Below are 19,970 nucleotides of genomic sequence, written 5' to 3'. Positions count from 1 at the left end.
GGCCAAGCCGCCTTAGTTTATCAAATTTCGCCATTGACCCAGTTACCCCATTGGTCCCGCTATCTTACTGATGCATTTGCATTTTCAAGATTTCCGACAATTTAAAAATCAGTGCCCGTTTAAGAGGAAGCAAGTGAGATCGTTCTGGCCCAAAGGGCCATCCCGAACACTTGCAAAGGGGAGGCTACGCCATCCCCCTTGACCCCCTCAGCGCCCAGACAAAAAAGGATTTTTTTCATGGACCCAATTACACCTGAGACCCCAGTGGCCCCCGTTGCCCTGAAAACCAAAACGCTGAAAATTCACCTGACGCCTGCACAGGATGCGCGAGTGAAAACCATGGCGCACAAGCACGAGCTTTCTAAGTCCGAATTTGGACGACTTAGAATACTCGATGAGACTGATCACAGTTTGCCTGATGCCGGTAAACTCGAAGACATTGCACGCAAGCTGGCGGGCATCGCCAACAACATAAATCAAAACACCGCAGCAACGAACGCCGCCCAAAAATCGGGTACTCTCAACAGCAAGCAGTTCGCCGCAATGCACAAGGTTTTCACTGATGGCCTTGAGGCTTGGGCCGAGCCGCTGGCCGAGCTGAGAGCCGAGTTGCAAAAGTTCAAGAAGCCCGCCGCAAAATGATCATCAAAAGTAAAATGGTCTCGTCAGGGGGTGGCGTTCGAGCTGCGAGCTACCCCCTGAAACAGGGTGACAATGAACGAGTTGTCGTTCTTCAGGACAACGCTGATCAGCTCATTTTGGCTGATGAATTTGCCACGCTTAAAGGTCGCAAAAACGGCCTCATTCATTTCACCATCAATCCAGGCCAGGAACACATGAATCCCGATGATTGGGAAAGAGCCTTGGAGGCTTACAGGACTGAAAACGGATTCAATCCTAACGATCCTGAAACGCTTGTTTTTCATGAGAGCTACCGTTCTGACGGAACCTTGCAGCGACACCTGCACGGGGTACGAACCGCAGCCGACAGCGAGACAGGCAAAACCTACAAACGATTCCGAGACAAGCCCAAGGATGAGGCGGTTAGCCGGTTCATGGAATTGGAGCTAGGCCACAAGCTCATTTCTGGAAAATTCAACGATTTTGCCGCCATGAGAATGCGCGAAATGGGCCACCATGATTATGCTGATCAGATTGCAGCTCTGGACCCGCCAGAACCTGCCGCTTTCAACCACGACGAACACCAACAAGCTAAACGACAGAGTTTCGACTTGCCTGCCCTTCGGCAGCAGCTCAAAGCTCTGGCCGAGCTGCCACGCGATCAGCAGCCCCAGAAGCTGGCCGAACTGCTTGACCGTGACGGGCTTGAGTTGGCCGACGCCATCGAGGAAGGCCGAGGCCGTAGCCGGATCATGATCCAAACGCCCCAAGGCATGAAGGATCACAACGCGAACAGAACTTTAAAAATCAAAGCTGCCGAAGTTGCAGCTTTCATCGAGGCAGCAAAGGAGCATTTACATGACCTCAGATCCGACACCCCAGAACCAACATCAGATCTCGGAGCGGGATCTACTGATTCAGCTCGTCCAGAGCCAAAGCCAGATCATCCAGAACCAGACTCAAATAATCAGCGGTCAGGAACAGATGCACCAGACCAGCAGCGAGCTGGTGAAGCTCAACAAGGCACTTTTGGGAGTGCTGGGAGCAGTAGCGAAGATCGCTCAACAGAGCAGCTAGCCAACGCAGCGGCCGAGCTGGCGAAAGCTACGGCCAATCTCAAATCAGACACCCAGAAATTCGCCGCTAGCCGTGGCAATGATTTCACCGCCGCCGACCTCGATGCACCCCCAGATTTGTCCGATCCAAATCTGATGAAGAAACTGGCGGCAATGCTCAAGAAAAGCTTGGGCGGCGCAAAGCGCATCGCGGCTCAGGTTCTCACGCCAAATCAGGGAATGCCGGGATGACCTCAGGGCAGAGCGAATGAGCATACGCAGCTCAGCTTGTTGTAAGGAATTTAACTGAGGTGGTACGGAAAAGCATCAATTTTACCTGCAAATAAAGCCAGTTACAGTGGCTGATTAAAGATTGATACCTACGGCGCAACGTGTATCCATGACGCATGGCTCTCAAGATTACCGAATTCTTTGGCTTTGCGCCTCTCGACCCTGCCGCGCGAATTTACATAGATGAACGACTGTGTCCGTTCGTCGATGGCCCCTGCATTAAGCCCGAACACGGCGCTTGCTCGGCACAACCTTTGCAGCTGGGTGAGCCCGTAATGTGTTGCCCAAACCGAATGTACGGAGATGACTTTTTAGCACTGCGCGAACTGGCGCTGGAGACATTTGGCAATCAAAGCGTGATGATCCGCCCCAATGAAGCTCAGGATCGTATTCAGGGCCTGGGGAAACCTCTTTCAGGAAAAGAAGTTGTCATTTTTGGGCGCTATTGGGGAAAGGAGCTACCGTTGCCGCGACCAAAGGGCTCCGGGGCAAAAAAAGCAAGCACCTACTATGTGGACTGGGTATTAGCGAAATTAGCCGTCGACGGTTCGGTTGAGGAGATCATCGCAGTTGAAGTCCAGACAATCGACACAACAGGCAACTATCGAGATCAGGCTGAATGCTTCTTCGCAAATAAGCCCTATCTTGGCGGAACATCGAAGAGTCCTGACTACAGCGACGCTGGGATGAATTGGGAAAACGTCAACAAGCGTATTCTACCTCAGTTAATCTACAAGGGGCACGTGCTTCGTCGCGAGGATTTGTGTCGAAAGGGTCTTTTCTTTGTATGCCCTAAGCAAGTTTACGACCGCATTCGTGACCGCCTGGGTGGAACTTTGCACGACTATAAACCTGGGCAAGGGACGATAACCTTTCGAAGCTATGAATTGGATGAAAAAGGCGAAAGGGGCACGCAAAGACGTATGTCACTTCATGGACAGTTTACGACCACCGTGGATCAAGTTGCGCTTGCATTCACATCACCTATGAATTTGCCCGATGCCGATGTTTATGCCGATGCAATTAGGAAAGCCTTGGGGTAGATCAGTTTAGTATCCGATCACGCAAAGATCGAAGGGCATTTCAATTCGGGAATGGCCAAACAATGCTTCAGAAACCGCAATAGTATTGTCGTAGTCCCTGCTTATCGTTTCGCGGCCACCGGTTCTGTACTTGTAGTTCAAAGGTACCGCCAAAAAGAGGAAATCCATATCGACCATTACCAATGCTTGGATCAAATCTCTGTATATTGCGTTTCCCATCCAAGCACGGCCAGCTTCAACTTCCAGTCCTGACCTCCAGTCTGCATGCCAAGCGTCAACTTCGTATTGCAAGTCAGGAAGGGCGTTTTCGCCAAAGAAGACAGGTCTTTTAACTTTTTGATCGGCTCGTTTCCCTCTCTCTACGTCCCAACCTAGTTCCATTAGATCGTCTCTAAGGATCGACAATACCGCGTCGCTCGTCAGGCCCTTCTGAAGATCGATGGTGCCGATTTCCGAGTGGTGCTTCTCAAATACGCTCGTTACTGAGGCGACAAAGTCTCTTGGAGCTCTGGTGCGCGGAAAAGTAGAAAACCTGATCGGGGAAGCGAGCGACACATCACTAACCAGTTGCTATGTTCTCAACATTGCACCAGTCTTCAGCACTCCTCAGGGCTTCTCCGATTTTTCGCCCTAACATCGGTGGCACCGCATTCCCAACTTGAACGTACTGTTCCGTTCTGGGACCTTCAAAATGGAACCAGTCTGGGAACGACTGAATACGTGCTGCTTCGCGCACTGTAATGCTTCTCTCTTGCTCGGGATGGATGTAGGCGCCCCAATGCACATCGCACTTTGTCAGAATCGTGCAAGACAGTCCATTCCACTTCATGCGCCCATAGCGCTTTGTATGGTCGCTGCGCTTTGCACGTTTCATCCCAGCAGGTAAAAGCTCAAAAGGAATATCACGCCAGCTGCCACCTTGGGGAATATGTTTCATCCGTTCAATGTTTATTGCCCCAAGACGAGGAGCCGCATGATTGTGCACCGCATTGGACCCAGCACGCAGTTCTCGTTGATATTCAGACCGTGGCTCTGAACAATAAGTTGATACACCGCCATCTTCACCGTTCTCCAGGGCGGGAAGGTCTGAAAGAGCATCTTGAATCGTAGTAAAAGGTTGCAGACCATCGCCGTGCGTCTTTTTTGGCCATACAATCGGCATACCAATGCGGTTTCCAATAAACACCACTCTGCGCCGTTCTTGCGGAATTCCATAATCCTCTGCTCGCAAAATTTGCGCCTCAACGGCATAACCGAGCGATTTGATTCCAGCGAGCACAGCTTGAAAGGCTTCGCCCTCACCAGCTGACATAATGCCGGTAACATTCTCCATTACTAACCACTTGGGCATCAAACCTTCCACAATCCGCAGATATTCTCGGAAAAGGTGACTACGCTCGTCGTGCATGCCACGTTGATGGTTGTATACTGAATAGCCCTGACAAGGCGGGCCACCCGCCAAACAGTCCAGCTCGCCCTTTGCTAGCCCCGTAGCTTTCAAAAAGTCCTCGGCAGAGAGCTCGCGGATGGAGCCGTCCAAGAAGGAAGCTTCTCGGTGGGTTTTTGCAAATGTTTCTCCAGCGAATGTGTCGATGTCATTGCCAGCAAGGATAGAAAAACCGGCTTGGTTTAAGCCCTCTGAAAGACCTCCGGCACCACAAAACAGGTCAATAGCTGTTGGCTTGTTCATCTTTCGCCCTTCTGCGGTCTTGGCAACGGCAACCCCGGCTCATTTATTTTGTTTCGGTCTAAGTATTCGGACACTGCTTGCCGCACCACCCAAGACAACGACACATCGTTTGCTTCGGCGATCTGACTTAAGTGTTCATGGTCGCTTTCCTTAAACGACACTGTGACCCTAGACGTCTTTTGTACGGTAGCCAAGTAAATGTTCTCTTAATGTTCCTGCCCGTGTTTCTGCATCACAGTGCATCACTTTGATGCCGCTGTCATCAATTTTCTGCGTTTATTCACTTCGATAGATAAGCCCATAAAAGCGTGACGCCGGACGTCAGTTAGTTGGGAAGTTTCTTTGAGTGAGTAGTCGACCGGGGCAGAGAGTTTGGGCCCATGCGAAGGACGTGCTCTTGCCTTCGATGGAAAGACGGGGGCAAATGCAATACTCGTAATCTAGCCAGAAATTTCAACTGGAGAACACTGTGACCGACATACTTAAGCTGAACCTAAGATATTGTTATGGAATTGGAAAACTCGATACAGAACTAAAATTTAAGCACAAAGGTTTCGCCATTTATGCTCCAAACGGCGTTATGAAAACGTCTTTCGCGAAGACTATGGCGGATCTCTCAAACGGGAATGAACCTACGGACCTGCACTTTCCTGACCGCAAGCCCACCTGTGAAGTCACACTGAACGGCGATGTTCTCAAGAAAGAAGAAATTTTCGTTGTCAGGTCTTATGATGACAAATTTGCTTCAGATCAGGTTTCCACACTGTTGGCGAACGCCGAACTACGAGGAAAATACGAAGAAGTTCATCGATCAATTGGTGAAGCCAAGAAAGCCTTGGACAAAGCCCTCAAACGCAACGCTGGATTTGGCGACAGATCGCGAGAGAACCTTGACCCAATCGTTGAAGGCCTGTTTGGTGAAAGCTATTATGACGCTTTGCTTTCCATCGAAGACGAACTGAGCAATGCGCAACCATCAAGTCTTGCAGCGGCAGACTTTAAGATCTTGTACGACCCAAAGGTTCAACAATTTCTAGCCAACGAGGATGTGGCATCGGCAGTTGAGGGTTTCGCGCAAAAATACGATGAGATAACAGAGCAGTCTCCTTTTCTTAGGAGGAACTTTCAGTACCACAACGTGGCGCAAGTTCAGCAGCACCTGGAGTCGAACAATTTTTTCAACGCCGGACACAAAATCAGCTTGGCGGATGAAAACACCGATCAGATGGAAGAGGTTTCGTCCGATCAAACTCTCAAAGAGCGTATCGAAGAGGAAAAGCTTCGCATCCTAAATGACGACGAGGTGGCAAAGAAGTTTGACACGTTCAATGCCAAACTCAAGAACAAAGAGCTACAGAGCTTTCGTGATTATATTACTGAAAATAAACACCTTTTACCGTTTCTAGACGATCCGGAAGGCTTGAAGCGCGAGCTTTGGATTCAATATTTTCTGGCATCAATCGACGAATACAAAGCGCTCATTTCTGAGTATCGAACTGGCCAAGAGTCGTTGGCAGCGATCATCGCAGATGCAGAAAACAGTAGGGGCGATTGGGACGAAGTTGTTGCAGATTTCAACCGAAGATTCTTGTACCTTCCATTCGAGTTAGCCGTTGAGAACAAGGCTGATGCCATCCTAAAAGGCAGTGCTCCTTCCATCAGTTTCATAATCCGAGACGAAGGTCTTGAAAGACGCTACGCGCCTTCCGAAAAACGGGAACTGCTTCGAGCATTGAGCACGGGAGAAAGTCGAGCGCTCTACATATTGGATATTATGTACGAAGTCTTTGTTCGGTGGAAAAACCGCAGTAGAACGCTTTTTGTTTTCGATGATATCTCGGACTCTTTTGACTACAAAAACAAGTTTGCCATAGTCGACTTTCTGGAAGATGTCACAAAGCTAGAAGACACTAACTTCTTGGCAATAATCCTGACTCACAACTTCGACTTCTTGCGGACGGTCTCAAGCAGAAAGATCTGTCCGGCTCATCAGTGTAGGTTGGCCTTTCGCACCGCAGAAGGGATCAAGCTTGAGGCATTCAAACAATCCGACATCCAAAGCCCATTTCATAAGTGGCAAAATCGGTTAGGAGAGCCTCCAGTCTTGATCGCATACATTCCGTTCTTACGAAATGTCATCGAGTACACCTCCGGCGACAAGGACGCTGAAGGAAATGACAACGAAGACTACCTACATCTTACGAGGATGTTGCACTATAAAGACGAGACCGAAGCTCTTACCATACGTGACTACAAGACAGTTTTTGAAAGACATCTTGCCAATTGCGTTTTCCCTGAAGTGGCATTGGATCAAAGTATTATTGACCACATTTTTGCCACCGCAGACGCGTGCGTGAACGTAGATGAAGGCGTAAACCTTGAACACAAAATCGTATTGTCCATTGCGATTCGAGTTTGGTCAGAGCGCTTCATGATTGGGAAAATTCGAGGCAATGAGCCAGACTATGATGTTGCGCGGAAGCAAACCGGCGATCTATTCCAGGCCTTCAAAGAGCAATTTAACAATCAAGCCGAAGAAATTGGCATTCTTCGGCGCGTAAATCTAATCACGCCAGCAAATATCCACATTAACGCATTCATGTATGAGCCAATTCTGGACATGGGTATGGGAGAACTCGTCGCGCTGTATCAAGACGTCAAAGCGACTTTGCAGTAGAAATTCTTGTCTCACCCAAAAGACATCGAAGGAACCTTGGCCCTGCTCTTGGGCCAAGTACTCTCCTTAAAACATCACCAAACACCTTTCCGTCGTCGAAAAAATCTCAACAAATTGTCGTCCGAGGGAGCCTCTGAGTTTCGTAGAGTTGCCAAAACTCCATGTGGATCCTGTACAGAAGCGATACTAGTCCAATGGGCAACTAGTCTCGGGCTACTTTGGCTCCTGTCAAATTTGTCGGAGCATGAATGCCACATTGCGCGGAATCCATCGTCACGAGAAACCGTTCTCAAGAACCGGAAGAATCCGGACACAAGGCGGACACAGATAGACCTTGTGGCACCATCAATTATCGCACCACGGCAAGTCATTGTTTTTATTAAAAAAGTGGTGAGCCGTGCAGGATTCGAACCTGCGACCCACTGATTAAAAGTCAGTTGCTCTACCAACTGAGCTAACGGCCCACTCTTTGTATTGGGATAATCAAACCCCGCGCGACGTTTAGTCGTTTCACCCGTAAGGATCAAGACCGGTTTCGCCTCTCGTTCCGCCAGCAACCCGAAGGAACCACCGACCCGATAGGCGGCCTAATTATGAGGAGCTTACGGGGCGGTCAAGCCCTTTTTTGGGGAATCTTTGCCGAAGACTGGATTCACTAGCGCACCGGCGTTATATGCCCGCCATGACAGAAGAACACGATACCGGATTGCCCTTCATGAAGATGCACGGGCTGGGCAACGATTTTGTTGTTGTCGATGCACGTGCGCGGGAGGTGCCGGTATCGGCGCGGCTCGCACAGGCAGTGGCGCACCGCCATTTCGGTGTGGGGTTCGACCAACTCGCGGTCATCGAAGATGGCAAAGCGGATGCGCATCTGGTGTTCTACAACGCCGACGGCTCGACCTCGGCGGCCTGTGGCAATGCCACGCGCTGCATTGCGCGGCACTTGATGGATGAGAGCGGCAAGAGCGAGTTGCACCTGACAACCGATCGCGGCGATCTGTTGGCCCGCGACGCGGGCAGTGGGATGACATCGGTGAACATGGGCCAGCCGCAACTGGGTTGGGATGAGGTACCGCTAGCCGAAGAGGTGGACACGCTGGATCTGCCAATCGAGGGCGCCCCGGTTGCAACCGGCATGGGCAACCCGCATTGCACCTTCTTCGTCGAAGATGCAGAGGCGGTGCCGCTGGAGGTGTTCGGCGCGCGGTATGAGCATCACCCGCTCTATCCGCAGCGTACCAATGTGCAGGTGGCGCAGATCATCGGCACTGATCACATCCGCATGCGGGTCTGGGAACGCGGTGTGGGCATAACGCTGGCCTCAGGCTCTTCCTCCTGTGCGACCGCCGTGGCAGCGGCCCGGCGTGGGCTGACAGGGCGAGAGGTGCGCATCGATCTGGATGGCGGCACGCTGCACGTGGCCTGGCGTGAGGACGGCGTCTGGATGACCGGGTCAAGCATGCATGTCTTCTCAGGCGTTCTGACACCTGAATTTATGGAATCGCTGCGATGAGCGCGCCAAAATTCACCACACTGGGCTGCCGTCTGAACGCCTATGAGACCGAAGCGATGAAAGAGCTGTCGGCACAGGCCGGGATGCGCGACGCGGTGATCGTGAACACTTGCGCCGTGACCTCCGAAGCCGTCCGCAAGGCCCGGCAGGAAATCCGCCGCCTGCGGCGCGACAACCCCGATGCGCGCGTGATCGTCACCGGCTGCGCGGCCCAGACCGAGCCCGAAACCTTCGCCAAGATGGATGAGGTTGATGCGGTGATCGGCAACACCGAAAAGATGCAGCCCGCGACCTGGAAAGGGCTGGCCGCCGACTTCATCGGTGAAACCGAGACAGTGCAGGTCGATGACATCATGTCGGTGACCGAAACGGCGGGCCATCTGATCGACGGGTTCGGGACGCGGTCCCGTGCCTATGTGCAGGTTCAGAATGGCTGTGACCACCGCTGCACCTTCTGCATCATCCCCTATGGCCGCGGCAACTCACGCAGCGTCCCTGCGGGCGTGGTGGTGGACCAGATCAGACGGCTGGTGGACAAGGGTTATAACGAGGTTGTGCTGACCGGGGTCGACCTGACCTCCTGGGGGGCTGACCTGCCGGCAGAACCGAAATTGGGCGATCTGGTGATGCGGATTCTCAAGCTGGTACCGGATTTGCCGCGCCTGCGGATCAGCTCGATCGATTCCATCGAGGTGGATGAGAACCTGATGCAGGCCATCGCGATCGAGCCGCGCCTGATGCCGCATCTGCACCTGTCACTGCAACATGGCGACGATCTGATCCTGAAACGGATGAAGCGCCGCCACTTGCGTGATGACGCGATCCGGTTTGCAGAAGAGGCCCGCCGCCTGCGTCCCGAAATGACCTTTGGCGCCGACATCATCGCAGGCTTTCCCACCGAGACCGACGCGCATTTCGAGAACTCTCTGAAGCTGGTGGAAGAGTGCAATCTGACCTGGCTGCATGTCTTCCCCTATTCGCCCCGCCCCGGAACCCCCGCCGCGCGGATGCCGCAGGTGGATGGCCAGGTGATCAAACATCGCGCTGCCCGCCTGCGCGCCAGCGGCGCGTCACAGGTCGACAGCCACCTTCAGGCGCAGCTGGGCAAGACCCATCAGATCCTGATGGAAAACCCGCATATGGGCCGTACCGAGCAATTCACCGAGGTTGATTTCTCGACCCCGCAGCGCGAAGGCGTGATCGTCACCGCCGAGATCCTCGGTCAGAACGGCACCCGCCTGACCGCCTGATACGAACGCGCACTCATGTTGCGCTGATCTGCCCTTCATCTGGCCAAGAATTTCCGGCGGGGGCAGAGCCCCAAAAAGAAAACCCCCCACGTCGATGACGCGAGGGGTTTGGTAGATCTCATAGACCGAAAGGGATTAGTGCTTCTTGCCCTTATGCGGCGCCCAGAGGCGCTTGTTGGTGAGATAGAGCAGCGACGCCAGGATGGTCAGGAACAGCACGCCGACAAATCCGGCTTGCTTGCGGGCCATCATCTTGGGTTCGGCCGCCCACATCAGGAACGCGGCCACGTCCTCGGCCTCGTGATGCAGGTCGTTGGAGTGACCATCGGCGAATTCGACATCTTCACCGTAGAGCGGCGGTGCCATGGAAATCCAGCCGCCCGGGAAGGCGGTGTTCTCATAGAGAACCGAACCTGCTTCTTCTTTCTCTTCGCCGGTGTAGCCGATCAGCAAGGACGCGATGTATTCAGCGCCGCCAATACCTTTGAAGAGTTGGTTGATACCCAAACCATACGGCCCGTGGAACCCAGCGCGGGATTTGGCCATCAGGCTCAGATCCGGTGCGCCTGCTGTGTGGTTCGCCGGAAAATGATCGCTGGCGATCAAAGGCCGGAAAATGTCGTTTTCAGCGTCATAGAGATGACGGTTGGATTCTTCATCCAACACGGCAAATCCGGTCGCATAGGCGCGCACCTGATCCTCGGGCAGGCCCGGCCCACCCTCGTCGCCCAATGTGCGCAGCGGCACATATTGCAGCCCGTGGCAGGAGGCACAGACCTCGGTATAGACCTGAAGGCCGCGTTGCAGCTGGTTCTGGTCGTACTTGCCGAACGGGCCCTCGAACGAGAATGCGAAATCCTCGATATGCTGCTCTCCGCCACCCGCCGCGAAGGACGCGGCAGGGGCGAGTGCGAGGGCGAACGCGGCACCGATTGCTAGGTTCTTGAACATCTCAGTCGGTCCCTCTTCTTACTCGGCGGGCGTGGTTTCGGCGGCACCGGAACCATCAGCTTGCGTGCCGTAATGGGCGTTGAAGTCTTCTTCGATCGTCTCGGGCTGCGGCAGCGGTTTCTCGATCACACCCAGAATGGGCAGGATCACGAAGAAATAGCCGAACCAGTAGGCCGAAGCGATCAGCGAGAACGAGGCATAGGGCTCTTCCGCCGGCATCGCTCCCAGCCACATCAGGGCCATGAAGTCGACGATCAGCAGGTAGAACCACCATTTGAACATCGGTCGGTAGCGGCCCGAACGCACGGATGACGTGTCCAGCCAGGGCGCCAGCGCCATGGCCAGGATCGCTCCGAACATCGCGATCACGCCGAAGAACTTCGCATCCACGATGCCGCCGGTGATGAAGCTGGCGAACTGCACCACCCAGACTTCGCCGGTAAAGGCGCGCAGGATGGCGTAGAACGGCAGGAAGTACCATTCGGGCACGATGTGCGCGGGCGTCACCAGTGGGTTGGCCTCGATATAGTTGTCGGGATGGCCCAGGTAATTCGGCATGTAGCCCACGATCGCCCAGAAGATCACCATCACGATAGCCAGACCCACGAAGTCCTTGATCACGAAATAGGGCCAGAAGGGCAGCGTGTCTTTCTTCACTTCGTCTTTCGACGTGCGACGCACCTCGACACCGGTGGGGTTGTTGTTCCCGGTGGTGTGGAAGGCCCAGATATGCACCACGACCAGCGCGGCGATCACGAAGGGCAGCAGGTAATGCAGCGAGAAGAAGCGGTTCAGCGTGGCGTTGTCCACCGCCGGTCCGCCTAGCAACCAGGTCTGGATCGCGTCACCCACAAACGGGATCGCGCCAAACAACCCGGTGATCACGGTTGCGCCCCAAAACGACATCTGACCCCAGGGCAGAACATAGCCCATGAAAGCCGTGCCCATCATGCACAGATAGATGAGCATGCCGATGATCCAGGTGATCTCGCGCGGGGATTTGTAGGAGCCATAGAACAGGCCCCGGAAAATGTGGATGTAGACCGCCACAAAGAACAGCGAGGCACCGTTTGCGTGCAGGTAACGCAGCATATAGCCGCCATTCACGTTGCGCATGATGTGCTCGACGCTGGCAAAGGCCAGATCGACATTGGGCGTGTAGTGCATCACCAGAACGATGCCGGTGACGATCTGCAGCACCAGGCAGAAAGCCAGGACAATTCCCCAGATCCACCACCAGTTCAGGTTCTTCGGGGTGGGGATCATGAGCGTGTTATACAGAAGGCCAACAATCGGCAGGCGATCGTTCAGCCACTTTTCGCCGTTTGATTTCGGTTCGTAATGATCGTGCGGAATTCCGGACATGTCGCGTTTCCTTATCCCAGCTTGATGGTTGTTGGGTCGACGAATTCCGCGATCGGAACCGGCAGGTTTTCGGGCGCAGGGCCTTTGCGGATACGGCCCGACGTGTCGTAATGCGAGCCGTGGCAGGGGCAGAACCAGCCGTGGAAATCGCCCGCGCCGTCACCCAGAGGCACACAGCCCAGATGGGTACACACACCCATCATCACCAGCCATTCGCCCGCTTCATCCATCGAGCGGTTTTCGTCGGCGGCGTCCAGACCGGGCTTGTTGGCGTTGCGGTCGTTGTTGTCGGGCAGATCGGCCAGATCGACCGCGCGCGCCTCGTCGATCTCTTCGGGTGTGCGGCGGCGGATGAAAACCGGCTTGCCCAACCACTTGACGGTGATCTGCGTCCCTTCGGCGACGCCCGCCACGTCCACACGGATCGAGGACAGCGCCTGAACATCTGCGGACGGGTTCATCTGGTTCACCAGAGGCCAGACAGCGGCCCCCGTAACTACGACACCTGCGCCACCCGTGGCGTAATAGAGGAAATCTCTGCGGGTGCCTTCGTGGTCTTCTGCGTGGGACACGAGCCTTCTCCGATCTCAGCGCCCGCGAACGGGCAAACGTGCATATCCACCGCACGGAATGCAGTGACTTAACGCGGGTATCTATCGGGGAGAATTCGGTTCGTCCAGCGGTCATAGGCGCACAGGACGTTTCTTAGGTCGACATTTGGGAACAAAATTTCAACTGTGCGCGGAAAAACACGCAGAGCAGCGCCGATCAGATCATCCCCGGGGGCCGGGTGGCCTGCATGCTGGGGCGCGATTCGAAGGTGGAATACCACGCGGCCAGCGCTTCATTCCCGGTCCGCCAACCGCGCACCTCATGACGCAGGTCGAGATAGCCCAGCGCGCAGGTCACCGCGATCTGCCCCATGTCCAGCGGGCCGGACAGATGCGCCATCCAGCGCTGGTTCAGCGCGGCGCAGGCGCGCTCGATCTTGGACCATTGCGCGTCGGTCCAGCTGTCCCATTGCATGTCTTCGGGCCGCAGCCGGGATTCATAGGTCATCAGAAGCGCCGCATCGAGGATACCATCCGCCAGCGCCTCGAGTGTCAGAACCTCCCAGCGGCGCGTACCTTGCGGATAAAGCCCTGCCTGCGCCCGTGCATCGAGAAAGGCGCAGATCACCCGGCTGTCAAACAGCGTCGGCCCATCCGCACGTTCCAGAGCCGGAACCTTGGTCAACGGGTTCTTGCCCAGCAGAGGCTCGGCCGGTGACATGGGCGTTCCAGTTGCCGATGCGATCTCGACATCGGCCAATTGCCCGGTTTCATGCAGCAAAACCATGACCTTGCGCACATAGGGCGATGTCGGGCTGTGATAGAGTTTCATTCGGATCCTCCTGCGTTGTGACGAGCTTACAGGACAGGCGAGGAAACAAAAGCCGTCAGATCGCAGGGTCCGTGCAAGATCACTCCTTCGCGTCGCGCATCAGCGCGGACAGAGCCTGCGTCTCAGTCCCGAACCCATCTGTCGCGATCCGGTCGGACGCGCGCAGCCGCACCTCATCGGGTTTGTTCTGGTTCAGTTTCCATGTCCCGTCGATCATCTGCACCCGCATCCGGCAGGGCACGATCATCCGCATCATCCGGGCCAGCGCGTCAACGCTCATCTTTTCTGCCGTCCAGGGCGGTTTCGGCAGCAGCCGCGCCTCGCTGAAGGCCGATTGCCGGTCCAGCAGCGTGCGCAGTTCGGATTGCGGACGGGCTTCCAAAGTGCCGGTCAGATGCACGGCGACATAGTTCCATGTCGGCACCTGATCGGCGATTTCATACCAATCGGGAGAGACATAGCCATCCGGGCCAGATACCGCGAGCCGTGCCGCAACCGGGTCTTTCAGCAACCTCAGGATCGGGTTCGAGCGCACAAGGTGCAGGTCCGCAACGGCGCCGTCCTCGGATAACAGAAAAGGCACATGGCTCATCAGAGGCACTCCGTCCCCTGACACAGCCAGAATGCCAAAGCCCCGGTCGCGGGCGAAGCAGATGTTGCGGGCGGTTTCGACGCCGCGAAAGGCCGGGTTTGGGTGCATGGGCGCTCTCCTCAATCAGGGTCTTGCAGTGTGGGCTGCAACTTGGCAAGGTCTGCGGCGTTCTCAGGGCGGGGCGAAATTCCCCACCGGCGGTATGCGGGCATGGACCCGTGAGCCCGCGAGCGGCTTTGTCGCGTCCACGATCCGAAAAGTGGGAACCGGTTTTCGGGTAAATTGTGGAGCCGCAATAAAGCGTCAGCAGATCTGGTGAGACGCCAGGGCCGACGGTTACAGTCCGGATGAAAGAGAAACGTGCAGTACGCTGGTCATACGGCGTGGCTGCTCGTGATCGCCTTGGGTGACGTGTCTGTTACGAAAGGAGTTCACGATGACACACACCCGATATGCCTTTGTCAAAGCCAATTGGCATTCCGATATCGTCGACCGCGCGCTTGACGGGTTTCAGGGCCTGATCCCCGCAACGCAGATCGATGTCTATGATGTGCCCGGCGCGTTCGAGATGCCGCTGCTCGCCCGCGATCTGGCCCAGACCGGCCAATATGCCGCCATCGCCTGCGCCGCCTTTGTGGTGGATGGCGGGATCTATCGCCATGATTTCGTGGCGCAAGCCGTTGTCGACGGGTTGATGCGGGCCGGGATGGATAGCGGGGTGCCGGTGCTGTCGGTCTCGTTGACCCCGCATCACTATCAGGAAACCGATCACCATAACGCCATCTACCGCGCCCATTTCGTCGACAAGGGCCGCGAGGCGGCGCAAGCCGCGCTAGCGATTACCCAAGCCCGCGCAGCGCTCACTCAGGCGGCGTGATACCGCAGCGCCTCAGGGGGAATCCCCCTTGAGGCGCGCACGACACGCCGCTAAGCACGTCGCGCAAAGGAGCAGCTTATGTCGATGAACAGTTTTGGCCATCTCTTCCGCGTCTCGACCTGGGGCGAAAGCCACGGTCCGGCCCTGGGTGCCACCGTCGATGGCTGCCCGCCCGGCGTGCCAATAGACGAGGCGATGATCCAGCAGTGGCTGGACAAGCGCAAACCGGGCCAGAACAAGTTCACCACCCAGCGGCGCGAAGCGGATGAAGTGAAAATCCTGTCGGGCGTGTTCGAAGGCCAGACCACCGGCACCCCGGTGCAGCTGATGATCGAGAACACCGATCAGCGCTCGAAGGACTATGGCGACATCATGGACAAGTTCCGCCCGGGACACGCGGACATAACCTATTGGCAGAAATACGGCATCCGCGACTATCGCGGCGGCGGGCGCAGTTCCGCCCGCGAAACGGCGGCACGAGTGGCCGCAGGCGGATTGGCGCGTGAGGCGATCAAACAGCTTGCGCCGCATGTCCAGATCACCGGCTACATGGTGCAGATGGGCCCGCGCAAGATTGACCGGGACCGGTTTGACTGGGGCCAGATCGAACAAAATCCGTTCTGGACGCCCGATGCCACCGCCGCCGAGGATTGGGCAGTCTATCTGGACGAGTTGCGTAGGGACGGAAACTCGGTCGGCGCCGTTATCGAAGTGGTCGCCCGTGGCGTGCCACGCGGGCTGGGCGCACCGATTTATGCTAAGTTAGACACTGATCTGGCCGCCGCGATGATGTCGATCAACGCTGTCAAAGCCGTGGAAATCGGCGAGGGCATGGCCGCCGCCGAACTGACTGGCGAGGCCAATGCGGATGAGATCTTCATGGGTCCAGACGGCCCGGAATACAGCTCGAACCATGCGGGCGGCGTGCTGGGCGGCATCTCGACCGGGCAGGATGTTGTGGTGCGCTTTGCGGTCAAGCCGACCTCGTCGATCCTGACCACGCGCCGCACCATCACCCGCTCTGGCGAAGAGACCCAGATCATCACCAAAGGTCGCCACGACCCCTGCGTCGGCATTCGCGCGGTGCCGGTGGGCGAGGCGATGATGGCCTGCGTGATCCTGGATCATCTGCTGCTGCATCGCGGCCAGATCGGTGAGAACCGTGGCCATATCGGCTGACCTGCGCGCGCATCTGCGCGCGGTCACTGCCGAACGCATGGCGCAAGACCCGGCCCATGATGTGGCGCATCTGGATCGGGTATGGGCCAACGCTCAGGCCATCGACGACGGCAGCGCTGACCCGCGCATCTTGCTGGCCGCAAGCTATCTGCACGATCTGGTCAACCTGCCGAAGGACCATCCCGACCGGGCGCAGGCCTCGCGTATGTCTGCCAAGGCAGCGGAACCGATCCTGCGCGATTGTGGCTTCACCGCCGACCAGATCGCCGGAACGCGCCACGCGATTGAGGCCCACAGCTTTTCCGCAGGCATTCCGCCCGAGTCCCCCGAGGCCCGTATCCTGCGAGATGCCGACCGGCTGGATGCGCTGGGCGCTATTGGGATCGCGCGGGCCTTTTCCGTCGCCGGATCACTCCACCGGGCGCTTTACGAACCCGCCGACCCGTTCTGCAAGGATCGGGCCCCGGATGACAGCCAATTTGCACTCGACCATTGGCGCATCAAGCTCCTCGCTCTGCCAGATGACATGCTAACCACTGGCGGGCGTGCCTTGGCCGAGAAAAGAAAGGCTCTGATGCTGAGCTTTTTGCATGAACTCGCCGCTGAAATTGGCAGTGCAGTACCCGAAAACTGGGGCTAGCACCAAGCAGGTTCGGCACTGCCGAGGTCCGAGGCCGGACGGTCCCAGCGCATCGGCGCGCCCGCAACGCTGATCGCTGGGCGCAGCCGACTGGCCGGCCCCCATGGCGTGTGTTCGGTCTGGTCAGCGAAATCAGCCTGTCCCGACCCGGTCAGATCGGCGCCGCGCATCGGATCAAGCGAAGCCAGCAATTCAGCGGTGCGGGCGAGCGACAGATGCGCGGCTCCAACCTCGCTGTGTTCCAGCGCGTGCCGCAGGCTCGTGACTGCCGAGGCTGCCATCAGATACCCGGTCGCGTGATCCAGCGCCTGAACCGGCAGCGGATGCGGACGGTCGGATTTAGCCCAGCGCGCGCCCTTATCCGCTATCCCGCTGCTCATCTGCACCAGCGAATCGAACCCGCGCCGTCCGGCCCAGGGCCCGGTCCAGCCATAGGCATCCAGACAGACCTCGATCAGGTCAGGCGCGAGCGCCACACGCCGCGCGGGCGGCAGGATCGCGTCCAGCGCCCCGGGACGATAGCCATGCACAAGCACATCCGCCCTGGCGATCAGGGCTTCGAATCGTGACAGACCGTCAACGGATTTCAGGTCCAGCCGACTGCACCTTTTGCCCAGCGTCACATCCGGCACAACGCCGGGCTCTTGCCAGTCCGGCGGGTCCACGCGCAGCACGTTGGCACCGAATCCTGCCAGCGCCCGTGTTGCGATGGGACCGGCAAGCACCCGCGTGAGGTCGAGAACCCGCAACCCGGCCAATGGGCGGTCATTCGTGGGCTGCCAGTCGCGGCACTTCCCTGCGCGTCGCTCCCAGCACACCAGCGGTTCGGCGGCAACGGCCTTGCCCTGAGGATGCGCCACCCAATCGTCACGGCTGCGCATCGCGGCGGCAGCACCGCCTGCTGCCACGATCTCGGTTTCCAGAGTGTCCTTTGCCCATTCACGCACGGCCTCGGAAACCGCGTCTTTCTCGGGCTTGCATCCCAGAACCATTAGCGCCGCCGCCCGATGATGAGACGCGTTGGTGTGCAATCTGATCCAGCCATCCTGCGTCTGGTAGTCACCCGCTACCGGGTCCCAGAGCGGCGGGATAGACCAGCCCTGCGGCTGGATCGATCCTTGAAACCAGATCGAGGCCAGTCGCCGATCTACCGTCACCGCTGGCCTTGGTCCCAGACCAAGCACGGCGATCAGGTCCGCAACGGCCAAGCCCACGGCCCCCATCGACAGCACCGCCAATTCGCTGACAGCAAAACAAGACCGCCATGTCGCATCGCCGGAGACATCGAAGCCAAACGACCCGAAATCCGTTAGATCAGCCATTGTCATCGAACACGCCCTGATACTGTTCGCGCAGAGCTTTTTTCTGCACCTTGCCCATCGTGTTTCGCGGCAGGGCATCGGTGAGGATGACGCGCTTGGGTTGCTTGAACCTCGCCAGTCGGTCCGCCAGTGCAGATATGACAGCATCAGGCTCTAATTTTGGGTCTTCGCAGGCAACAACGGCAACAACTCCTTCCCCGAAATCGGGATGCGGGGCACCGATGACGGCGCTCTCCAGCACACCGGGCAGGTCGTCAATCAGGCTTTCCACCTCTTTGGGATAGACATTGAACCCACCCGTGATGATCAGGTCCTTTTCCCGGTCAACGATCGCGACATAGCCCTCCGCATCCATCCTGGCCAGATCGCCGGTGATGAACCAGCCGTCAGCGCGCAATTCTTCGGCGGTCTTTTCCGGCATCTGCCAATAGCCCTGGAACACGTTGGGGCCGCGCACCTCCAACACACCGATCTCTCTTGCGGGCACCGGCGCGCCGTCATTCATGATCCGCGCCTCAACCCCGGGCAGCGGGAAGCCGACCGTCCCGGCGCGGCGTTCGCCGTCATAGGGGTTCGAGGTGCTCATGTTGGTCTCGGTCATGCCATAGCGTTCCAGGATGCGATGGCCGGTGCGCGCTTCCCATTGTTCATGGGTATCGACCAGCAACGGCGCAGAGCCCGAGATAAAGAGCCGCATCTTTGCCGCCCGTTCTCGGGTCAGGCGCGGGTCTGCCAGCAGACGAGTGTAGAAGGTCGGCACGCCCATAAGGGCGGTCGCCTCGGGCATTGCATCGAGGATCGCGTCACCGTCGAAACCGGGCAGGAACACCACCTGCGCCCCGGCCAACAGGGCCACATTGGTGGCCACGAACAGCCCGTGGGTGTGAAAGATCGGCAGGGCGTGGATCAGCACATCCTCAGAGGTGAACCGCCAGTAATCACACAAAACCTCCGAGTTAGAGACGAGATTATCATGGCTCAGCATCGCCCCTTTGGACCGTCCGGTGGTGCCGGAGGTATAGAGGATCGCCGCCAGATCGTCGCTATCCCGAGGCACCGGCTCAAAGCCGTCCTGTTGGTTGGCACGGGCGCGCAATGTTCCCTGTCCTGCGGAATCCAAAGTCTCAACAGCCGCCGCCCCAGCGATGGAGCGGATCTCGGCCTGACGCGCGGGATCACAGACAATCAGCGCGGGGCTGGCGTCGTCAACAAAATAAGCGACCTCTGCCCCGGTATAGGCAGTGTTCAACGGCAGAAACACAGCGCCTGACATGACCGTGCCCAGATAAAGCTGGATCGCCTCAATCGTCTTGTCCACCTGCACCATGATCCGGTCACCGGGCTGAACCCCGAGCGCAACAAGCGCCGAGGCCATCCGCTCGGCCCCGGCAAAGAGCGCGCCGAAACTCACATTTTCGCCACCCGGAATAATCGCAAACACATCCCCTTCACGCCCCGTGCTTGCTGTGCGGAGGGCGGAAATCAGGTGGTTTTCAGCGCGCATGGCGGCCTCCTTTG

General features: G+C 57.1%; 19 protein-coding genes, 1 tRNA gene and 1 riboswitch. Of the genes, 9 read left to right on the top strand and 11 right to left on the bottom strand.

What is annotated here, in order from left to right; genetic code table 11:
- The first annotated feature begins 237 nt into the window (after positions 1-237).
- The 3 genes from M3P21_RS15335 (at position 238) to M3P21_RS15325 (ending at position 3,010) form a co-directional block, all read left to right on the top strand.
- Complete coding sequence (locus M3P21_RS15335) at positions 238-642, top strand: plasmid mobilization protein (RefSeq protein ID WP_249711198.1); 405 nt, start codon at positions 238-240, stop codon at positions 640-642.
- Positions 639-1,928, top strand: a complete 1,290-nt coding sequence (locus tag M3P21_RS15330; protein ID WP_249711196.1) for a carbohydrate kinase family protein — start codon at positions 639-641, stop codon at positions 1,926-1,928. Before M3P21_RS15335 ends, M3P21_RS15330 begins: the two co-directional genes overlap by 4 nt.
- Positions 1,929-2,260: 332 nt before the next feature.
- Positions 2,261-3,010 (top strand): NotI family restriction endonuclease, encoded by a 750-nt coding sequence (locus tag M3P21_RS15325; protein ID WP_373320039.1) that lies wholly within the window; start codon positions 2,261-2,263, stop codon positions 3,008-3,010.
- 6 nt (positions 3,011-3,016) lie between these two features.
- On the opposite strand, the gene M3P21_RS15320 is transcribed toward M3P21_RS15325, so the two are convergent.
- From M3P21_RS15320 to M3P21_RS22745, 3 genes are read right to left on the bottom strand one after another with little or no spacing between them, the layout of a single operon-like run.
- Positions 3,017-3,565 (bottom strand): hypothetical protein, encoded by a 549-nt coding sequence (locus M3P21_RS15320; protein ID WP_249711192.1) that lies wholly within the window; start codon positions 3,563-3,565, stop codon positions 3,017-3,019.
- 4 nt (positions 3,566-3,569) lie between these two features.
- Entirely contained in the window at positions 3,570-4,700 is a 1,131-nt protein-coding gene (locus M3P21_RS15315) for a DNA cytosine methyltransferase (RefSeq protein WP_249711190.1), read from the bottom strand.
- On the bottom strand, positions 4,697-4,861 hold the full coding sequence (locus tag M3P21_RS22745; RefSeq protein ID WP_373320040.1) for a ribbon-helix-helix protein, CopG family: 165 nt from the start codon (positions 4,859-4,861) through the stop codon (positions 4,697-4,699). Before M3P21_RS22745 ends, M3P21_RS15315 begins: the two co-directional genes overlap by 4 nt.
- A 308-nt stretch (positions 4,862-5,169) precedes the next feature.
- Here M3P21_RS22745 and M3P21_RS15310 point away from each other — a divergent pair, with 308 nt between their 5' ends.
- On the top strand, positions 5,170-7,377 hold the full coding sequence (locus M3P21_RS15310) for an AAA family ATPase (protein WP_249711188.1): 2,208 nt from the start codon (positions 5,170-5,172) through the stop codon (positions 7,375-7,377).
- 388 nt (positions 7,378-7,765) lie between these two features.
- Here the strand turns inward: M3P21_RS15310 and M3P21_RS15305 are convergent.
- Positions 7,766-7,841, bottom strand: a tRNA-Lys gene (locus M3P21_RS15305).
- Between the two features lie 218 nt (positions 7,842-8,059).
- Between M3P21_RS15305 and dapF the strand changes: the two genes are divergently transcribed.
- Both dapF and mtaB read left to right on the top strand, forming a co-directional pair.
- The gene (gene dapF / locus M3P21_RS15300) at positions 8,060-8,893 is read left to right on the top strand and encodes a diaminopimelate epimerase (protein ID WP_373320038.1); all 834 of its coding nucleotides are present in this window, start codon (positions 8,060-8,062) and stop codon (positions 8,891-8,893) included.
- The gene (mtaB, locus tag M3P21_RS15295; RefSeq protein ID WP_249711184.1) at positions 8,890-10,143 is read left to right on the top strand and encodes a tRNA (N(6)-L-threonylcarbamoyladenosine(37)-C(2))-methylthiotransferase MtaB; all 1,254 of its coding nucleotides are present in this window, start codon (positions 8,890-8,892) and stop codon (positions 10,141-10,143) included. Before dapF ends, mtaB begins: the two co-directional genes overlap by 4 nt.
- A 135-nt stretch (positions 10,144-10,278) precedes the next feature.
- On the opposite strand, the gene M3P21_RS15290 is transcribed toward mtaB, so the two are convergent.
- The 5 genes from M3P21_RS15290 to M3P21_RS15270 form a co-directional block, all read right to left on the bottom strand.
- Positions 10,279-11,094, bottom strand: a complete 816-nt coding sequence (locus M3P21_RS15290; RefSeq protein WP_249711181.1) for a cytochrome c1 — start codon at positions 11,092-11,094, stop codon at positions 10,279-10,281.
- 18 nt (positions 11,095-11,112) lie between these two features.
- Positions 11,113-12,459, bottom strand: coding sequence for a cytochrome b (locus tag M3P21_RS15285; RefSeq protein ID WP_249711179.1), 1,347 nt, complete (start codon positions 12,457-12,459; stop codon positions 11,113-11,115).
- A gap of 11 nt (positions 12,460-12,470) precedes the next feature.
- Positions 12,471-13,031: a ubiquinol-cytochrome c reductase iron-sulfur subunit gene (petA, locus tag M3P21_RS15280; RefSeq protein WP_249711177.1), complete on the bottom strand. Its 561-nt coding sequence runs from the start codon at positions 13,029-13,031 to the stop codon at positions 12,471-12,473.
- Between the two features lie 196 nt (positions 13,032-13,227).
- Entirely contained in the window at positions 13,228-13,842 is a 615-nt protein-coding gene (locus M3P21_RS15275) for a glutathione S-transferase (RefSeq protein WP_249711175.1), read from the bottom strand.
- 79 nt (positions 13,843-13,921) lie between these two features.
- Entirely contained in the window at positions 13,922-14,542 is a 621-nt protein-coding gene (locus tag M3P21_RS15270) for an FMN-binding negative transcriptional regulator (protein WP_249711173.1), read from the bottom strand.
- Between the two features lie 56 nt (positions 14,543-14,598).
- Positions 14,599-14,797: riboswitch (FMN riboswitch) on the top strand.
- 73 nt (positions 14,798-14,870) lie between these two features.
- On the opposite strand from M3P21_RS15270, the gene M3P21_RS15265 reads away from it, so the two are divergent.
- From M3P21_RS15265 to M3P21_RS15255, 3 genes are all read left to right on the top strand, one after another.
- Positions 14,871-15,311 carry a 6,7-dimethyl-8-ribityllumazine synthase gene (locus tag M3P21_RS15265; RefSeq protein ID WP_249711172.1) on the top strand — a complete coding sequence of 147 codons (441 nt, stop codon included), beginning with the start codon at positions 14,871-14,873 and terminating at the stop codon, positions 15,309-15,311.
- Positions 15,312-15,389: 78 nt separating this feature from the next.
- On the top strand, positions 15,390-16,490 hold the full coding sequence (gene aroC / locus M3P21_RS15260) for a chorismate synthase (RefSeq protein ID WP_249711170.1): 1,101 nt from the start codon (positions 15,390-15,392) through the stop codon (positions 16,488-16,490).
- Positions 16,474-17,130, top strand: a complete 657-nt coding sequence (locus M3P21_RS15255; protein ID WP_249711169.1) for an HD domain-containing protein — start codon at positions 16,474-16,476, stop codon at positions 17,128-17,130. The genes aroC and M3P21_RS15255 overlap by 17 nt, the downstream gene beginning before the upstream one ends.
- Here the strand turns inward: M3P21_RS15255 and M3P21_RS15250 are convergent.
- Together M3P21_RS15250 and M3P21_RS15245 are read right to left on the bottom strand one after the other, a co-directional pair.
- Positions 17,127-18,458: a CoA transferase gene (locus M3P21_RS15250; protein ID WP_308445962.1), complete on the bottom strand. Its 1,332-nt coding sequence runs from the start codon at positions 18,456-18,458 to the stop codon at positions 17,127-17,129. The two genes, M3P21_RS15255 and M3P21_RS15250, sit on opposite strands and share 4 nt — an antisense overlap.
- On the bottom strand, positions 18,445-19,956 hold the full coding sequence (locus tag M3P21_RS15245; protein WP_249711167.1) for a malonate--CoA ligase: 1,512 nt from the start codon (positions 19,954-19,956) through the stop codon (positions 18,445-18,447). The genes M3P21_RS15250 and M3P21_RS15245 overlap by 14 nt, the downstream gene beginning before the upstream one ends.
- Positions 19,957-19,970 lie beyond the last annotated feature (14 nt).

The sequence above is a fragment of the Ruegeria spongiae genome (genome assembly GCF_023502395.1).
Classification (GTDB): Bacteria; Pseudomonadota; Alphaproteobacteria; order Rhodobacterales; family Rhodobacteraceae; genus Ruegeria_C; species Ruegeria_C spongiae.
The sequence above is the reverse complement of the archived record's forward strand: the minus strand, read 5'-3'. Positions and strand labels throughout refer to the sequence as shown.